The organism is Kibdelosporangium banguiense, assembly GCF_017876405.1.
Taxonomy (GTDB): Bacteria; Actinomycetota; Actinomycetes; order Mycobacteriales; family Pseudonocardiaceae; genus Kibdelosporangium; species Kibdelosporangium banguiense.
In genome coordinates, this window is the sequence record NZ_JAGINW010000001.1 from 329,005 (window position 1) to 346,942 (window position 17,938).

The following is a 17,938-nucleotide window of genomic DNA, read 5'->3' on the forward strand; positions in this document are numbered from 1 at the left end:
TCCGTCCAGTCCGAGGAGAGTCGTGAGCCACGTTCCGCTGCGAGACCTGCTCGCCGGGCCCGATCTGAACACGCTCACCGTGCTGACGTCCTCGCCGCATCGCACAGTCAGCTCCATCCGGGTCGTCGACAAGCTGACAGACCTGCGATCGGTGCCCCGCGACAGTTTCGTGGTGGTGCTGGCGTCGGCCTCCACCCAGGCCCGCGGGCACCTGTTCGACATCGCCATGCGGGACGCGACAGCCAGCGGCGTCGGCGCGATCGTGCTGAACGGCATCGACGCGACTGCGGTGGAATCCACGGCGGTCCGGATCGCGAATCGTCACGCCGTGTCGTTGTTGCTGGCTCCGGTGCGCCTGGAGCCGACCCGGTTGATCGTCGCGGTGTCGCAGGCCCTGGCAGGCGACGCGACAGCCGCGTTGGCCAGGATCGACGCGGCCCGCCGGTTGATCACCGCGGCCGAAATGCGTAGCCACGACCGCAAAGCCGCGATCCTGCTCGCCGCCTCGGACGCGTTGGGCGCACCCGTGATGGCCCGCCAGCCCGCGCACGGCGAGCCCGCGGCGCCCGTCCTGGTCGACGGCTCGGTCGATACTTTCGTCACCGCGGAGGTTTTTCCCGACGCACGCGGCTCCTGGGTGGTGGCCGCCCGAATCGTGACCACCCTGACCGCGGACGCATACGCCCGGGTGATCGCAGACGAGCGCCGCACCGAACTGGCGCCGCTTGCCGACCGGGGCCGGCTGCTCGGCGAACTGTTGCTGGCCCCCGACTCCGAGCGAGTCCAGCTCGTCTCGCACGCCCGGACAGTCGGCCTGCCGGTGGACGGCTGGCACCAGGTGCTCCGCTTCGAACTTTCGTCCTCTTTGGACTCCGCCAGCACAGTAAGCGCAGATCAGGTCGACGCCATCAGCGTATCGATGCTGCACGCGGTGCGCGCCGAGACAGACGCCAAGTGGCACAGCACCCGAATCGGCGGCGAGCCCCTTCTGGTACACAGCGTCGACGCCGACCCAGGCCCCTCCTCCGCCCGCACCGCCCAATTCGCAGCGACAACCGCACTCGCCGCCGCCCGCAAACGCTTCCCCGGAATCGTTGTCCGATGCGGAATCGGAGCCGTGCACCGTCAGGCAGAAGGCCTGCGAACATCCGCGACCGACGCCAAGGCCGCCCTCGCAGTAACCCGCCAGGCCCGCCCACAACGCGACATCGTGGCCATCGACGCCTTGGGCCTCAACCGAATGCTCGTCGAATGGTATGCCTCCGACAACACCCGTGCCTCGGTCGACGACCTGCTCGCCCCCCTCGTCGAACTCGGCCCAGCAGCAGCCGAAGAGGCCATCAGAACCCTGCAGGCCTACCTGGACCACCAGAACTCCCCCGCCCGCGCCGCCGAAGTCCTGCGCGTCCACCGCCAAACCGTCCACTACCGCCTCAACAAGATCACCAAACAGCTCGGCGTCGACCTCGCCGACCCAGAACAGCGCCTCGCCCTGCAACTGGCCTGCCGCGCCTGGCTCATGCGCTAAAGGCCTCAGTCACGCCGGAAAGCCGGGGGATTCTCCGGCGTGACCGAGATAAGCGCCCCTCCCACCGGATGCAGAAGCGGTGCCGACCCCACGACGACACCCACACCACGGAAGTTGAGCGTGCCTTCCAGGTAACGCCGGTGAACCGTATCGAGAGGGCCTTTCATTTGCCTTTCATCGGCGCGACCACCGCGAAAGCCTGCTTCTGACCTGGCACGCAGCCGAATTGCCGGTGCATCTCGATGGCTTGGCCGACGGTCTCCCGTGCGTCCCGCAACCGGCCCTGGCCGAGCAAGACCTGAGCCAGCGCGGTCAGTGCTTTCGCCTCATACAGCCGCATTCCCCGGCGCCGGGCCAGGTCGACGGCTTCGGCCGCCGGCTCCACAGTGCCGCTGCACACCGCAATTCCCGCCAGGGCTTCGACCTCGACGAAGGGGTTCTTCCCTTGGGCAATCCGATAGCTGTGCCGAAAGTGCTCCAGCGCCAGCGCGGCCTGACCGGTGGCAAGGTGGATCCGGCCGATCGTGACACTCGAAGTGGCCTCGTGCCTCGGATAGCCGCGCTTCTTGGCACTTTCATGACCTGCGGTCGCGTACTGCAGTGCCGGCTCCAGCTCGCCCTTCTCGATGTACACACCGGCAAGGCCGATGCGACACTCGTCGACTGCGACAAGCGGCGCCATCGCGGACGTGAGCACCGACTGGAAATGGACTATGGCCTCGTCGTACTCGCCGGCTTCCCGCAACGCCCGACCGAGGTCGATGTGGATCACCATTCTCGACATCATCGGCGCGGTGTCCGGGAGCTGTTGTATCGCCGCCCGCAACGACCGGACCGTCTCGGCGATCCTGCCCATGTCAACGTAGGCATTGCCCAGGATGTGCAAGGCGGCCAGCCTGCGCCCCTCGCCCTGCTCGGCGCCGTTCTCGACGAGTTCGAGGCCTTCCTCGGCGGCACTTGCGGACTCAAGTGGGAACCCCCACGCACCCAACGCCGTGGCGAGGCTGAGCAACGCCGTGGCCTGGATTCCCGTTTCGGACAGCTCGACGGCTATCCGGCGGCACTCCTTCAAGTCGGTGACCGAGCCGTCGAACCGGGCCGTGATCGCCTTCAGGGCACCGAGCGCGAGCAACATCATGGCCTCGCCCCGGCGGTCGCCTGTGGTCCGGGCACACGACAATCCCAATTCCGCCGCATGCTCCAGTTCGGCCTGATGGTACTGATGCTGCAGGTCCGGGCGAGCCGCGTCGGTCAGCTGCCAGGTGAAACGCACAGGCCCGTGCACAGCCGCGTACTCGATCACGGCCAGGTAGTTCAGCCGCTCGGTCTCCAGCCAGCTCACGGCCACGTCATCGTCCTGGAAGACAAGCGGAACGATGCCAGGCGGCGGGCCGAGCCGCGAGATATAGAGCGTAGCCACGCTTTTGGTGACAGCCGCGTGCGTGGTGTGCAGGTACCACTCGGCCAATCGCTCGAATGCCTCAGCGCTGTCGTACTCCTGGGCCCGATCGGCGGCGTAGACACGGATCAGGTCATGGAAGCGGAACCGGTCGGTGCCCGGTGATTCCAGCAGGTTGGCCGCAACCAACCGGTCCAGGATGCCGACCGCGTCCTCGATCGGACAGCCGAACAGGGCGGCGGCACCGGCGGAACTGAAGTCTGCCCCAGGAACAACCCCAAGCAGACTGAAGGCACGCTGATCGGTTTGCCACAACGCGGCGAACGAGACATCGAACGCCGCCCGGACCGCGATCCCGCTGTCGCCGCGTGTGCTGAGTTTGCCGAGCCGGTCACCTGTGCGCAGATCAGCCGCATAGTGACTGATCCGCAGTCCCGGCCGACTCGCAAGGTTGGCCGCAGCGATCCGCAACGCTAAAGGCAATCGTCCACAAAGCTCAGTCAGTTCGACCGACGCGGCCTCATCCTGTTCACAGCGCTCAGAACCAGCGATGCGGGCGACAAGATCACGGGCATGCCGAGCCGAGAGCGGCTGGAGCGAAAGCCTGTTGGCCCCATACAAAGCAGAAAGCCCGACAAGGTCGGACCTGCTGGTCACCAGGACGGCGCTGCCGGGACGTCCCGGCAGCAGTGGCGCTACCTGCTCGGCACTACCCGCGTCATCCAGTACCAGCAACACTTTCCGGCCGGCAAGCCGCGACCGCAGGAGCGTCGAACGCTCATCCACCCGGTCCGGAACCGCCGCACGATCAACCCCGGCGTTTCTGAGCGCCTCAGTCAGCAGATTCCCCGGATCACGTGCCGCACCGGCCCCATCGAGTCGCAGAAACCATTGCCCATCCGGATAATCCGCAATCAACCGATGCGCGGCGCGAACCGCCAAGGCGGACTTGCCCATCCCAGGCGGACCCGTGACCGCCACAATCGGCACCCCGTCACCCGGCCGCAACACCTCGATCACCTGGCTGAGCTCGTCGTCCCGATTGGTGAAATCCGAGACGTCGATCGGCAGCTGGCACTCGACCTGCCAACCGCTTGCCTCCTCACCAGCAAGCACCCGTTGGTGCGCCTGGCGCAACTCCTGACCAGGTTCGACTCCCAACTCGTCAACGAGGTGCTGCCGCACAGTCGCGTACGCCGCCAACGCGTCCGCCTGCCGACCACACCGATACAACGCAGTGACCAACAACGCCCAGAACCGTTCCCGCAAAGGATGTTCCGCAGTCAACACCTGCAACTGCGGCACCACGACGTCATGCCCACCCGCAGCCAAATCAAGCTCAAGCTTGCGTTCAAGAACCCGCAACCGCAGCTCAGTCAGCCGCGAAACCTCATGACGCTGCAAATAGTCCGACGCAACACCCGCCAACGGCTCACCACGCCACAAGCTCAAGGCCTGGCCAAGAACCTCAGCCTCACGATCACCAGCCGCCCGCGCGGCGGCCAACGCGGAGTCGAACCGGCAGAGATCGACAGCCTGTTCATCCAGCACAATCCGGTAGCCGTCCGCACCGCCCTCGATCACCACACCATCAAGGGCATTGCGCAGGCGGGTCACGCACGTATGCACGGCAGCCCGCGGATGAACCGGTGTCGAATCACCCCAGATCACCTCGACCAGGTCATCGAAGGCAACAAACTTGTTGGCACGTAACAGAAGCATTGCGAGCAGCGCACGCTGCCGCCTAGACCCGACGTGAACGCGCTGTCCGTCCGCGCAGACCTCGAGCGGCCCCAGAATCCGAAAGTCCAACCTTCCCCCCGGAAGTTCGACCGGCAAACGGGGAGAGCTTAGCCGCTTTGGGAATAGGCGGACGCGGCGAAGTTGCTCAGCTCGACGCGATCTGCGACTTCTGCCTTGAGGATCAGGCTCGCGACGTGCTTCTCGACCGTCCGCGGGGAGATATGCAGCCGGTTCGCGATCGCCTTGTTCGTCAGCCGGTCGACCAGCAACTGGAGTACCTCGTGTTCCCGGACGGTCACACCGATCGCGCGCAGGTCGTCGGGAACCTGGTCCATACCGTGCCGCCGTTGCTTGACCGGAGCACCGATCTGCCGGAGCAGTGACCGGCAAGCACTCGCCACTGGCGGTACCGAGAGCTGATGGAAGTATTCTTCGGCGGTTCGCAGCCAGGCGACCGGATCGCCCCAGCCGTCCTCAATGGCAGCTTCCGCAACCAGCCGCTGACCGAGATGGCAGGCCATGTCGTACGCACTGGCCGAATCCAGAGCGGATTCGGCAGCGGCCATCGCACCTTCGGTATCGCCGTCACGGCCGAGCAGGATGGCCCGCGACCATTCGACGAACTGGCGGTTCCAGCGCATCTTGCTGGGCACCGTGGCAGCGACACGCTCGTAATCCGGCCAGCCCGCGTCCCCGTCCAGCACGGAGAGCAGCAAGTTCATGCCGTGCTGGCCGGCAAGGTGGAACATGGGGGGCAAATCCGAGACGAGGTCGAGAAGGTTCCGCAGCTCGCCGCGTGCCGACGATCGGTCCTCGTCCAGAAGGGCACAGAAGGTTCGCGAGAACCCCAGTACCAGCGGCATCTCCTGAGACTGCTCGCCGTCCCACCGCACGAACTCGGCCAGGATCTGTTCCATGTCGGTGCGCTTGCCCTGGTGCGCTGCGAGGGTCGCCTCGACCATCAACATGTATCGCACCAACGGCGTCAGTTTCAGCCTGACCACGTCACGCTGACACCGCTCGATCATCGGCACCGCGCTGGCGAAATCACCACTCAGCACGGTGTGGATCGCGAGGTTCGCATCGATGTTGTACCCGACGCTGACCGCGCCGACACGCCGAGCCTCTTCAGCAGCCTGTTCGAGCAGCGTCGGATCGGCTGTCGACAACCAGTGGTTGCCAGCCAAGCGGACCAAGGCGTACACGCGCAAGATAGGCGACCGGTGCTGTTCGGCGAGTGAGCGGGCTCGCTCCAGATAAGTGCTCGACTCAGCGAGGTCACGCTCGCGCACGATCACGCCCAGGATCTGCAGCGAGTCGCAGGCGACCATCGGCAAGCCAGCGCGCTCCGCAGCTTGTAGGGCACGTCTGGCCAGGCGCTCCGCCGCGGCGCCTTGGTCATGTCCGCTGTAGAAGGTGATGTTCGCGTCGATCGCATCGATCGGGGCAATGTGCTCCTCACGCGCATCGGGCCCCAGTGCGGCTCTCGCCGCCTGCAGTTGATTCATCCCCTCGCCCCCCTGCCCCGCGAGGTACGCCACCCATGCGAGCCGGCAGTGCAAGGCAGAACGCTGTACCGGTCCCAGGCCCTGTCCGCCGAGCTCGTCGAGAGTGTTCACCAGAGCTCGGGCGCGTTCGAGCTCTCCTGCCTCGGCCAGCGCGTACAGCAGGGCCTCAAGTACTTCGGCCTTGACCTCGGCGCTCGTGTCGGCGGCCAATTTGTTTGCCCGGTCCAGCAGCATCACGGCTGAACCCGCAGCACCATCGGCCAGGGCCCGGCGGCCGGCCTCAGCGAACAGCCCGACTGCGCTGACCGTCTCACCAGCGTCAAGCTGCATCGTCGCGACAAGCTGACACCACTCACCAGGCAAACCTGGGTGCAGCTCCTGTACCGCCTCCACCGCGCGGCGGGAGTACTCGGCACGGTCGGCGGGGTTGAGCGCCGATCTCAGCGCTTCCGCTGTGAGCGGGTGCCGGAACGCGTACCAATCAGGCGAAGCCTCATCAGGGATCACGAGTTGGGCGGCGACACCGGCTCGCAGGTGGGCCAGCATGGTGCGGTCGTCGAGGTCAGTCACGCGGCCGACTACCGACAGCGGGAATCTGTCACCGAGCACGGCGGCCACCGATATCAGCATGCTGCCCTGCGGACCCAGTTGCTCAGCGCGGTTGATCACACCACGGGTGACGGTTTCGGGTACTTCCGCGCGTATTTCGCCGGTGACCCGCCATCCGTCGATTCCCCGCGTGATGACCCCGTCATGGACGAGCTGGTGGAGCAACTCCTCCAGGACGAAGGGGATGCCCGCGCTGTATTCCGCCAGCCGTCCGGTGATCTCGGCGGGCAGTTCCTCTGTCGTGGTCTCCAGACAGGAGGCAGCAAACAACGCGATGTCCACATGAGCCAGCCGGTCGAGACGGACGACCGACGCAGACCTGCGTTGTGCCGCAGACCGGGCGAGATCCAGTGCGGCGCACTGCTCGTCGCGGCTGGTTCCCAGCAGCAAGATCGGCAGATCTGCCAGATTGTCGGTCAGGTATTCGACGATCGCCAGCGTTTCCGCGTCGGCGTGCTGCAGGTCCTCCAGCACGAGCAGGCAACCGCCATCTCGGCCGCTGACGGTCAGCAGGCGAAGCACTGCCTCGCCGAGCACCACGAGTGAGTCACCCACGCTGGGCTGGGCATCCTGCTGAAGATCGGGAATCAGCCGACCCAGAATCGCCCGGTACGGGCCTAATGCCGGATCGTCCGGCGGGGAACCTGTCCGATACAAGGACAACAGGGCTTCGGTGAGTGGACGGAACGGAACGATCGGGCCGATCGTGCTGCCCCGCCCACGCAGCACACGAACTCCGGCTGCAAAGGCTATTCCCGCGGCTTCAGCCGCGAGTCTCGACTTTCCGATCCCCGGTTCGCCGACGAGGAAGACCGCACCGCCGCGCGAAGCGCGGGCGGCGGCGATCGCCCTCGTCAGCTCGGCCACCTCGCGGTCGCGGCCGATGACAAGCGGGGAGCGGGACCACATGGCCGGACAGTACCTAGTACCCCTCGTTTGATTGAAGACCAAATGGGAGACGAACCTGGCCCAATCATCACACCACTAGTGATCAGTGACCCAACTCACGCGATTCCACCCTGGTGATGACTGTGACGCATGCCGAGAAACTCGACCAGTTCCGGTGCCCCGCCAGCGCCAACGCCCTTGCGCCGGCTACTTCGCGATGCATCTGGCCACCGCCTTCGAACGACCTGATCGCCAGCGGTCCGAGCACAGGGATAGTCAGAGTGGTCATGACAGAGGTCCTTCTTTTGAGCGGTGGGGTTTTGCAGTGGGGTTTCTCAGGGGGAGGGTTCGAGCAGGAGGACTGAGGGGACTCGGCTGGCGAATCCCAGGCGGAGCAGGCCGTAGCCGATGCCGGCGAGGCCGTTGAGCAGGCCGGCGGAGACGACGCCCTGGGGGGTTCCACAACGGACTCCGCCGCGGTCGATGGCGCCGAGCAGGAGGCCGGCGTGGCGGGTGGCGGCCGCGGCTGCCTCGAAGTGACCGCGCTCACCCAGGACCATCAGGGCCTCGGTGACGCCCAGTTCGCCGTGGCACAGGCTCATGTCGCGGAGCGGGGCGTGGTCGGCGAGGGTGCGGGCCCACTCGTCGGGTGCGTCGCCGCGGGCCATGGCGAAGCCGGAAAGGCCGCCGCACCAGGAAAGATCTGAGCCGTCGGGTACTTCGGCGTCCAGGATTGCCTGGCCTGCCTCGGCGTAGGGCTCGCCTGCGCCGGTGGCGGCGAATCGTTGCAGGGCCCAGCCGATTCCGGTGTGGCCGTGGGCAAAGCCCGCGCTGGGGATGTCCAGGCAGGTGCAGGGCACGGTGTGCACCTGCTCCAGCAGCCGGTCGGCAAAGTCCCAGGCGAGCCTGCCCGCGGATGGGAGGCCTGTTTCGGTATGCACGGCCAGCATTGCGGCGAGGCCGCCTGCGCTGCCCGCGGCGAAGCAGGCGAGCTCGTCGTCGGTGGCCGCGCGGGTCAGGTCGACCACGGCGGGCAGCCAGCTGCGGATCTCCGGGTCGTCGAGCAGGTTGCCCAGGCGGGCCAGCGCGTAGCTGATCCCGCCGAGGCCGTGCGGGCCGCCGCAGCCGATGGTCACGCCGAGTTCGGGTTCGGTGATCAGCTGGTCGATGAGACGGGGCACTGGGCGGACTGCGTCGCGTGCGAGCTCGGCATAGCGCTGCACGCCGGTCAGGTCGGCGAGCTGCGCCAGGAAAAGCGCCACTCCGCAATATCCGTGGGCGAGGCCGGCGCCCATCGGAAGAACCGCCCAGTGCTTGTCGATGATCGGCTCGAGGCCGAGCCAGTTCGCACGGCCGTCTCCGTGCATCGCGCGGGCGCCGATCTCGTCGGCTATCCCGCATGCCGCCGACAGCAGGCGCTGCGGGTCGGGGATGGCCGAAGTGCTTGCCCGCGGCCGGGTCTCGCCGGTGCGGTGCTCCAACGGCCGGGCGCGGGTGGCCAGCGCCGCGGAGATGAGCCATTCCTGGTCGTAACGGTCGACCTCGTCCATCGCGGCGATCTTGAGCACCACGGTGGCCAGGCCGGGGCCTTCCAGCAGGTCCGGCAGGCACTCGCCGTCGGCGGCCCACAGGTCGCGGGAGCCGGGCTTGCTGGTGAACATCGGCAGGTCGCCGGCCCACAGGTCGGTCAGCTCGCTGGGGATCAGCCGCTGACGCGCCAGGTCGCAGGCGGAGTCGATGGTCAATGCGTCGAACACGCGCTCGCGCTGCACGGCGTCACGCAGCACGTCCGGGTGCGTGGACTCGTCCAGCAGGGTCGCGTAGACCTGGCTGGGACGCGCCACAATACGGATCTCGTCGTTGGTGCACGCGGTCAGCAGGCCGATCAGCTCGGAGCGGTGCCGCACGATCGCGTCGTAGCCCTCGCGGAAGCCGCCCAGCATGGCCGCGCGGTAGTCCGCCGGCTCGACATCCCTGGCGCCCAGGCGAGGCCGGTTCACCGCGCCGCGGAACTCTCCGCGCCGACGGACAAGCCGCATCGCGTCGGTGCCGACGCCGTCCCACGCCACGGTGTCGCTCGGGTACTGCACGCCCTTGTCGCCGCCGAGCCCGGACACGTCGACCGCGCCGTGCTCGCCGAGCAGCATCTGGGGCAGCAAGGCCATTCGGTGCACAGAGGACGCCAGCACGCGCGCCGCGGGGTCGGGCCCGGTCGCGGTGGGCTGTTCCATCATGGGGTGGAACAGGGTCTCCACGTCGACGAGCACCGGCTGGTCGCCGCAGGCGATCAGGTTCTCGTAGTGGATGTCCGCACCGTCCACCGCGTACAGCAGCGCCAGCAGCGCGCCTTGCCTGCGGTAGAAGCGGTCCACTTCGGCGACCTGGGTGCATGCGCGGTGCTCGACGAACTCCAGCCAGCCGTAGCCGGGCCGGGTCAGCGACTCGACGGTACGCAGGCCGAGGCCGAGAACCTTGGTGTTGAGCCAACTCACCAGCCCGCCGAAGTGGCGGTGCAGGTCCAGCGACCGTGGCTTGTAGACGACCTTGCGGCCGTTGGCGAAAGACAGGATCGCTACGGAACGGCCCCGCTGGTGCGAGTCGCCACCACCGGTCTGGATCTCCATGAGGTCACCGGGGTCGACACCGCCCAGCAGCCGCATCACGATCAGCTGGCGGTCGGCGGCGAACCGCTCGAGCAGCTCCACGTGCGCGTCGGCGGCGTACTGGCTTGCCTGGCCCAGCAGCCTGGCGAGCACTGGGTACTCGGCGAACAGCGCGGTCAGCCGCTCGGTGCCGGCCTGCGACCGGATGAAGTCGGCGAAGCGCTGCTCGGCGGTCTGGCCAGCGAGCCGCCCGGAGACGCGCTCGACGTTGAGCTCGAGCACGAGTGTGCGGGCGGCCAGGCCGGCCAGACGGCGGCCAAGCTGCCGGTCGAACGCGTCCGCGACCGACTCGGCATCGACCTTGCCCCGGCCTGCCGCGGTGGCGACACGGTCTCGCACAAGCCGGAGCAGTGGACGGAAGACCCACGCGAACGCGTCAGGCCAGTCGCACGGCACAGCCCCCTCGGCGCTGACCGGGCCGGTGGCCACTGCCTCGTCGATCAACTCCGCCCAACGCGGGCGGCCCTGGACCGTCCAGCGGCGCTCGGCGGCGGTCAGCGCGCCCGTCCACCATGGTCCGGAGTTGATCCCGTTGTCCCGGTGCGAAATCGCTTGGCTCACGGGAAACAGGCTGGCAGCGGGCACGCCGCGTCACATGGGTATCGAATCCCCACATTCGCGCCCACGCACCCCCGTATTGGGTAGTGGGTAGTGACGGACTCCCCCAGTTCTCTCGAAAGTACCTCCGAGGCCCGGACCGTGCGAGCCGCTTCACCCAGACGGCACCAGGCGGGCTGCAAAAAGCGGTCCACTCTCGGGGTACCTGTCAGGCGGTGTCAGTCTTACGGTGCCAGGATCGACCGGTGACGAGCGTCGACCGTGCACAGGTGCTGGCGTACCGGATCGCCCGCCAGGGCCTGCACCGCACGAACACACCCCCCGGCGAGCTCGACGTAGTGGATCTGGGCATTCAGGACACTCCGCCCGGCGCGGCCAGGCTGGCGTTGGGCGTACGCACCGACGCCAGCTTGACGGACCACGGTCTGGTGCGGGCATGGACGCTGCGAGCGTCGCCGTTCCTGCACCACCCGCAGGACCTGCCCAAGCTCGCCGCGGCACTGTGGCCACACAGTGAACGCGACGCGCTCGGCAAAGTGGCGTGGCAGCGGTCGGTGATGCAGAAGAGCGGGATCACGGCCACGCAGGCGCTGCGCTACACCGCCGAGGCGATGCGCGAGTGCATCACGAGCCCCACGGTGAAAGGCGTGGCGAGCGCGGCGGTGTCCAAAGTAGTGCCGAAGGCGCTGGTCAGTTTTTGCCGTGGCTGCCAGGCCGAGCACGTGTTCGAGTCACTGTTCCGGCTGGCGGCCCTGCCCGGCGGACTGCGGCTGGATCTCGACCAGTCGCCGCCGCTGCTGGTCCCCATCGACGACTGGCCGGGGATCCCCGGCGAGCAGGCCGGCGCAGACGAGCTGATCAGGACGTATCTGCGGTTCGTCGGCCCGGCGAGCATCGGCGATGTGGCCGCCTGGCTGACCACCACCCAGACCGAGGTCAAACAGATCTGGCCGGCCGGGCTGGCCGAAGTGGACGTCGACGGCCGGGCCACCTGGCTGCCGGAGTCTGAAATAGACCTTTTGCTTGATCCGCCGGAGCCGCCCCGGGCCCTCCTGCTGCCGACGTCCGATCCCTTTCTGCAGGACCGCAACAAGCCCTTCGTGTTGCCGGACAAGGCGTATCACAAGGTGATGTGGCCGGTGATCGGCCAGCCTGGCGCGGTGCTCGTGGACGGTGACGTGGCCGGGGTGTGGCGCACCAGGGCATCCGGCCGCAAGAAGCTGGAAATCCGGATCACCGAGTTCACCCCGATCGAACAGGACGCGCGAACCGTGCTGGCGCAGGAGGCGGACCGGATCGGCGAACTGCGTGGCGTCGAGCAGACCAGCCTCGTTTTCAGCTGATCTCAGTTGTACTGGGCCAGGTCCTCGATGGCCTGTATGACCTCAGGGTGGTTACGGCCGAGGATGCGTCGCTTGATGTCCAGTGCACGCTGGGCGAGCCGGCCCGCAGCGGCCATATTGCCCTTCGCGGCCATCAGCATCCCGAAGTCCGCACACGCCACTGCCAGGTCGTAGTGGTGCTCCGGCAGTACGCGCTCGAAGGTCGAGATGGCCTTGCGGTACAGCTTCTCCGACATCTCCAGGTTGCCCTGCCGGGCGAGTACCGCGGCGAGCATGGCACGCGCGTTGGCGACCGTCGGGTGGTACTCGCCGTACTGACGCTCACGCAGGGCCAACGCGCGGCGCGCGTACGACTCGCCAGTGATGAACCGGCTGAGCATCAGGTCGAGCTCGGCCATGTGGTGCCAGACCACGGCCGCGCCCGGATGATCGGCGCCGACCAGCGTCAACGCCTCCCGGTAGAGCGTTTCGGCCTCGCCGAACCGGCTGGAGAACAGGTACACCGCGCCGAGCCCGCACATCAGCTCGGCCAGTTCCTGCGGCTGCGGCCAGGTGCCGTTCTCGGCGAGGTCCAACGCCGAGCGGTAAAGCACCTCCGCCGCGCCGAACCGGTTGTAGACGCGTTCCACCAAGGCCAGGCAGCCCAGCGCCTTGACCCGCAGCCGGACCAGGGTCTCGTCGTTGCGGGAGTACTCCTCGGTGATCACAATGGAACGCCTGGCGTACTTCTCGGCCTTCTGGAACTGCGACAGCCGCTCGTGCAACAGGCTCAGCTCGACGCACGCGCCCGCGATGGCAGGGTGGTTCGGGCCGCCGGCCTGTTCGACGACCGCGAGAGCGGTTTCGGCGACCGCGACGGCGTCCCCGGCCCGTCCCTCGTCGTAGAACCGGCGGGCCAAGCCGAGGCGCCTGCGCGCCTCGGCTATCGGATCGAGCATCGCCGGCGCCGCACTTTATTCTCCTTGCGAATCATCATGACATCGCCATCATGATGACAGCCCGCCCGCCGGTAAATCACCCGCTTCGTTCACACCATCGCCGACAAGAGCATGTTTCGCCTGGTCAGACCCACTTCCGACGGGTAGTTATCAGCCGATCACACGGTCGGCGATCCGGGCACGCAGGGCACGCCCCCCGGCGCCGAACGCCTCCAGCCACTGAGCCCGCTTGTAAAGCCGGTGCAAAATGTGCTCCCAGGTCATGCCCACGCCGCCGAGCACCTGGATCACATGCTCACAGGCGTTGACCGCGGCTTCGGCAGCGGCCGACTTGGCAGCGGCGACGGCCACCTCAGCCTGCTCGTCGCCCTCCTGCACGGCCCACGCCGCCCAGTACGTCAGTGACCTGGCGAGCTCAAGCGCCGCGTAGGAGTCCACAAGCTGGTTGGACACGGACTGATACATGCCGATCACGCGGCCGAACTGCTCACGGGTCGACGCGTGCGCGACACCTTCCTCGACCGCGCGCCTGCCCACACCAAGCGCCTCGGCAGCAGCCAGCACGAACGCCCGCGTCTCGATCTCGGCGAGCACGGAACCGTCGCCCAGCGCGCGGGACGGCGCACCGGCGAACTCCACTTCGTACAACCGGCGTGATTGGTCCGAAGTAGACACAGGCGTCACGGTCGCGTCGGCCGTACGCACCAAGCGAAGCTGCGGACCTGCCACAGTCACGACGAGCGCATCGGTGTTCGCCGCGTCCGGTACGAGCACCTTGCGACCGGTCACCCGGCCGTCGGCGTCGACTGTCGTGGCCAGATCGGTGTCGGTGATGCCCTGCGGACGACTGGATTCGGCCCAGGCCAGGGAAAGCCGGAGATCACCCGAGGCGACCGACGCGAGCAGCTCCTTGTCGTGCCGGACGGCGGGCACGGCCAGCGCGAGCGTGCTGAACAGCGGCGCGGGCAGCAGCGCCGCCCCGGTCTCCTCGAACAGCACGACGTGGTCCAGCAGGTCCAGGTCGTCGTCCGTCCAGCCCAGATCGGCCAGCTGCTTCCAGCTTTCGGGCTGCCAGCCCGGCTCGCCGTCGACGATCGCCGGGACACCTTCGAGCGGGTGCTGCTCGGCGAGGAACTCGCGTGCGGCCGCACGCAGCATGTCCTGTTCGGCGGAGAATGCGAAATCCATCATCGGCTCCTAGGAAGTCCGAGAACGCGCTCGGCGACAATGTTGCGCAGGATCTCGGAAGTCCCCGCCTCGATGGTGTTGCCGCGGCTGCGGAGCTGGCGGTACTGCCAGTAGCCGTCCCACACGCCGCCCTTGTCGTCCAGCATCCCGGACAGGCCCTGCAGGCTGCGGGCGAGCTTGGTCAGCCGCTGGTTCGCCTCGCTCCACACGAGTTTGACCACCGAGCTCTCCGGACCGGGCTGTCCCTTGGTGAGCAAGGTGGTCAGCGTGCGGTAGTTGGTGAACGCCAACGACTGCAGCTCGATCCACTCGCGGGCGATCGCGTCACGGACGACCGGGTCGTCGGCGGGAATGCTGCCGTCGGGCGCCGGCTGCCTCGACAGCTCGACCAGCCGCGTGAAGTGCTGCCGCAGCTGCGCGACCAGGGCGAACGCCATCGTGCCACGCTCGTGCAACAGAGTCGTCATGGCGACTTTCCAGCCGTCGCCCGGCTTGCCGAGGATCGAGTCCTTGGGCACGCGGACGTCGGTGAAGAAGATCTCGTTGAACTCCGGGTCGCCGGTGATCTGCTTGAGCGGACGGACCTCCACGCCCGGCGCGTGCATGTCGACCAGCAGGTACGACAGGCCGGCGTGCTTGCCCGCGTCAGGGTCCGTGCGCACCACGAGGATGCACCAGTCCGCGAGGTGCGCGTACGACGACCACACCTTCTGGCCGTTGACCACCCAGTGGTCGCCGTCCAGCACGGCCCGGGTGCGTGCGCCCGCGAGGTCCGAGCCGCTGCCGGGCTCGGAGAAGCCCTGGCACCAGATCTCCTCACCGGACAGCAGTTTGGGCAGGTAACGCGCCTTCTGCGCGTCGGTGCCCCACGCGATGATGGTCGGGCCGGCCATGTTCAGGCCGATGATCCCGATGTGCTCGGGCGCCTGCGCCCGGACCATCTCCTCGAAGTAGATGGCCTGGTAGCTGGGCGAGAGCCCGCTTCCGCCGTACTCTTTCGGCCAGGTCAGGCCGACGTAGCCGGCGTCGAACAGCGTGCGGCTCCAGGCGCGCAGGTGATCTGCGTCCGGCCGGCCTGCGGCGGGTACCGACGAGGGATCGAAGTTCGCCTGGTACCACTCGCGCAGCTGCGCGCGGAACGACGCCTCCGCAGCGGTGTCACGGAAGTCCATGAGACATGTTTGCACTTTGCCTCAGAACAGGTCAACTGCTTCAGATGTCTCTTCGATGTGACGGCGGGTAGGGTTGGGCCCATGTCGACCACACCGCTCACCCGGGCCCTGCGCGGACCGTCGCCCGCGCCGCGATCGGCGCCCATCGACGCCTTCCGCATGGCCCGCAAGTGGTTCCTGGACGGCAAGCGGGTCGACATGCAGCAACTGGCCGCCGAGCTCGGGGTCAGCCGGGCGACCCTGTACCGCTGGTGCGGCAGCCGTGAGCTGCTGATCGGCGAGGTGATCTGGTCGATCAACGAGCGCTCGCTGGGCGAGACCAGGGCCAAGACCCGCGGCACCGGCCGGGTGCTGTTCACCAGGACGCTACAGCGTTCCCTTGCCCAGATCCGCGACTTCCCGGCGCTGCGGCAGTTCGTGGCCGAGGACGCCGAGTACGCGCTGCGGATCATCACGTCCAAGCAGAGTGTCGTGCAGGCCCGGCTGATCGAGTGGACCGCGGACTTCCTGCGCACCGAGGTCGGCCTGCGGCCCGACATCGACGTCACCGACCTGGCGTACGTGATCGTGCGGGTCTGCGAGTCGTTCGTGTGGAGCGACATGATCACCGGCGCACCGCCGGAGACCGACAAGGCCGTGAAGATCGTGGACATGCTGATCTCGGCCGCCGAGATCAGCGATAAGTGAGCAGCTCCCGGTGCTCGCCCTCGAAGTGGGCGTGGTCGTTGTAGGACACGAGGCTGGTGCCTGACCGGCCGTGCACGAGCTTGGTCATGCCGCCGTTGACCGCGACCCGGTTGACCGCCACGAACCCCTCACCGTCCAGGCCCCACAGCTTGGCGCAGACCGCCGCGATCACGCCGCCGGACGTGAACACGACCGCGGTCCCTTCCAGGCTCGCCAGCAGATCGGTCAGGGCCGTGGTGACCTCTTCACTGAACTTCCGCCAGCCGTCCGAGCCGATCCAGCCCCGCAACGCCTTGTCCAACGCCAGCTGAAAATCCCGGGGCGTGACGGGCTCGCCGATTTCCCGTACCAGACCGAGATGATCGAACTCGTTCCAGCGCGAATCCTCCTGCAGCGGCGCGTCGAACCCGGCGGCCAGCGCCGTCTCCCGCTGCCGTCGCAGCGTGCCACTCCACACCTGGTCAGGCACAACACCACGTCGGCGCAGCTCAGCGCCCACGTGCTTGCCCTGCAGATGTCCAGTCGCGGACAGCACGTCGTAGTCGTCAGCCCCGAACGAGGCCTGACCGTGCCGGATCAGATACACCAGTGGCATCGGCCCAACCTATCCCACTAACTTAACAGTGTTGGACCATTCGGCGTAACGACCGCCATCTGAATGGCGGCGAATTATGGTCGTTGTGAACCTGCCGACACGCCGATGACTACTGATAGTCTCTTTCGGGTCTACTCAGGGGTCAGAAAGCTTCGCACTAGCCGGTCGGTCACACATGTCGGGGAACTCAGCACGGGGCAATATCGAAAACGCGCGCGGCGAGGGTCAGTTCGCCGAAGCGCTCCGCTCGGCCATTCGGTCCAGCGGCTTGAGTCTCGACCGAATACAAGCGCGCTTACGCGCCCGGGGTACCCCGGTGAGTATTGCCGCGCTCAGTTATTGGCAGTCCGGTAAGCGTCAGCCGGAGCGCACCGACTCGCTCACCGCGCTCGGTGAACTGGAAACCATCCTGAAACTGCCGGCCGGCTCACTGCTCGCGCTTCTGCCGCCGCCCCGCCCGCGTGGCAAACAGGCCGCCGCGGTCCAGCCGGTGACCGAGACCGTCCGTTTCGAACGCGACACGCTACTGAGCCTGCTCGCCGCGCTCGGCGCACCCGAGGCCCTTGATCAGGAACAACAGCTCACCCTGGTCGGCCTGCACGATCGCTGCCAGCTCGGCGCGGACGGCGGCCAGCGCTCGATCACCACCCGGGCGGTCTTCGAGGCCCGCACCGACGGCCAGGACCGGTGGCTGCTGATCTACAACTCCGACGATCCATCGGCCGGGCCGCCCGAGCTGACCACCGTGCGCAACTGCCATCTGGGCCGCCATCAGGTGGACACCGCGAATGGCCTGATGGTCGCCGAGCTCATGTTCGACCAGCCGATCAGGCGAGGCGAGACATACCTCATCGAGTACGAACTGGAAAATGCCGGACCGCCGTATCCGACGTGCAACCGGACGCACTGGCGGGAGTTCCGCCGTCCGATTCGCGAGTATCTGCTCGAGATTCACTTCAATTCCGCGACCGTTCCGGGCCGGTGCCAGCAGTTCGCCAGACCGGCCGGTCAGAAACACCCCCGGATGCGAAACCTCACCCTTGACGCATGCCGAAGTGTGCACGCCGTGGCGATAGATTTCGGACCCGGCCTATTCGGGATCGAATGGGAATAAGAGGC

12 protein-coding genes are annotated in these 17,938 nt (G+C 67.4%); 4 read left to right on the forward strand and 8 right to left on the reverse strand.

Annotated features, from left to right (window positions below; genetic code table 11):
* The first annotated feature begins 22 nt into the window (after positions 1-22).
* The gene (locus JOF56_RS01510; RefSeq protein WP_209633636.1) at positions 23-1,528 is read left to right on the forward strand and encodes a PucR family transcriptional regulator; all 1,506 of its coding nucleotides are present in this window, start codon (positions 23-25) and stop codon (positions 1,526-1,528) included.
* A gap of 163 nt (positions 1,529-1,691) precedes the next feature.
* On the opposite strand, the gene JOF56_RS01515 is transcribed toward JOF56_RS01510, so the two are convergent.
* The 4 genes from JOF56_RS01515 to JOF56_RS01530 all read right to left on the reverse strand — a co-directional run bounded on the left by JOF56_RS01515 (position 1,692) and on the right by JOF56_RS01530 (position 10,899).
* Positions 1,692-4,766, reverse strand: coding sequence for an AfsR/SARP family transcriptional regulator (locus JOF56_RS01515; protein WP_209633638.1), 3,075 nt, complete (start codon positions 4,764-4,766; stop codon positions 1,692-1,694).
* An 11-nt stretch (positions 4,767-4,777) separates the two neighbouring features.
* A complete protein-coding gene (locus JOF56_RS01520) occupies positions 4,778-7,696 on the reverse strand; it encodes a helix-turn-helix transcriptional regulator (protein WP_209633639.1) in 2,919 nt (972 codons plus the stop codon).
* Between the two features lie 82 nt (positions 7,697-7,778).
* A complete protein-coding gene (locus JOF56_RS01525) occupies positions 7,779-7,964 on the reverse strand; it encodes a hypothetical protein (RefSeq protein ID WP_209633642.1) in 186 nt (61 codons plus the stop codon).
* 46 nt (positions 7,965-8,010) lie between these two features.
* Positions 8,011-10,899, reverse strand: a complete 2,889-nt coding sequence (locus tag JOF56_RS01530; RefSeq protein WP_307854867.1) for a type 2 lanthipeptide synthetase LanM family protein — start codon at positions 10,897-10,899, stop codon at positions 8,011-8,013.
* A 242-nt stretch (positions 10,900-11,141) separates the two neighbouring features.
* Between JOF56_RS01530 and JOF56_RS01535 the strand changes: the two genes are divergently transcribed.
* On the forward strand, positions 11,142-12,239 hold the full coding sequence (locus JOF56_RS01535; RefSeq protein WP_209633643.1) for a winged helix DNA-binding domain-containing protein: 1,098 nt from the start codon (positions 11,142-11,144) through the stop codon (positions 12,237-12,239).
* 2 nt (positions 12,240-12,241) lie between these two features.
* Here JOF56_RS01535 and JOF56_RS01540 read toward each other — a convergent pair whose 3' ends face one another.
* The 3 genes from JOF56_RS01540 to JOF56_RS01550 form a co-directional block, all read right to left on the reverse strand.
* Positions 12,242-13,177, reverse strand: coding sequence for a tetratricopeptide repeat protein (locus tag JOF56_RS01540; protein ID WP_209633644.1), 936 nt, complete (start codon positions 13,175-13,177; stop codon positions 12,242-12,244).
* A gap of 150 nt (positions 13,178-13,327) precedes the next feature.
* A complete protein-coding gene (locus tag JOF56_RS01545; protein WP_209633645.1) occupies positions 13,328-14,365 on the reverse strand; it encodes an acyl-CoA dehydrogenase family protein in 1,038 nt (345 codons plus the stop codon).
* The gene (locus tag JOF56_RS01550; RefSeq protein WP_209633648.1) at positions 14,365-15,537 is read right to left on the reverse strand and encodes an acyl-CoA dehydrogenase family protein; all 1,173 of its coding nucleotides are present in this window, start codon (positions 15,535-15,537) and stop codon (positions 14,365-14,367) included. The genes JOF56_RS01545 and JOF56_RS01550 overlap by 1 nt, the downstream gene beginning before the upstream one ends.
* 81 nt (positions 15,538-15,618) lie before the next feature.
* Between JOF56_RS01550 and JOF56_RS01555 the strand changes: the two genes are divergently transcribed.
* Entirely contained in the window at positions 15,619-16,224 is a 606-nt protein-coding gene (locus tag JOF56_RS01555; RefSeq protein WP_209633652.1) for a QsdR family transcriptional regulator, read from the forward strand.
* Here the strand turns inward: JOF56_RS01555 and JOF56_RS01560 are convergent.
* Positions 16,211-16,819, reverse strand: a complete 609-nt coding sequence (locus JOF56_RS01560; RefSeq protein ID WP_209633653.1) for a histidine phosphatase family protein — start codon at positions 16,817-16,819, stop codon at positions 16,211-16,213. The genes JOF56_RS01555 and JOF56_RS01560 overlap by 14 nt on opposite strands.
* Positions 16,820-16,994: 175 nt before the next feature.
* Between JOF56_RS01560 and JOF56_RS01565 the strand changes: the two genes are divergently transcribed.
* Positions 16,995-17,933, forward strand: coding sequence for a hypothetical protein (locus JOF56_RS01565; RefSeq protein ID WP_209633655.1), 939 nt, complete (start codon positions 16,995-16,997; stop codon positions 17,931-17,933).
* Positions 17,934-17,938 lie beyond the last annotated feature (5 nt).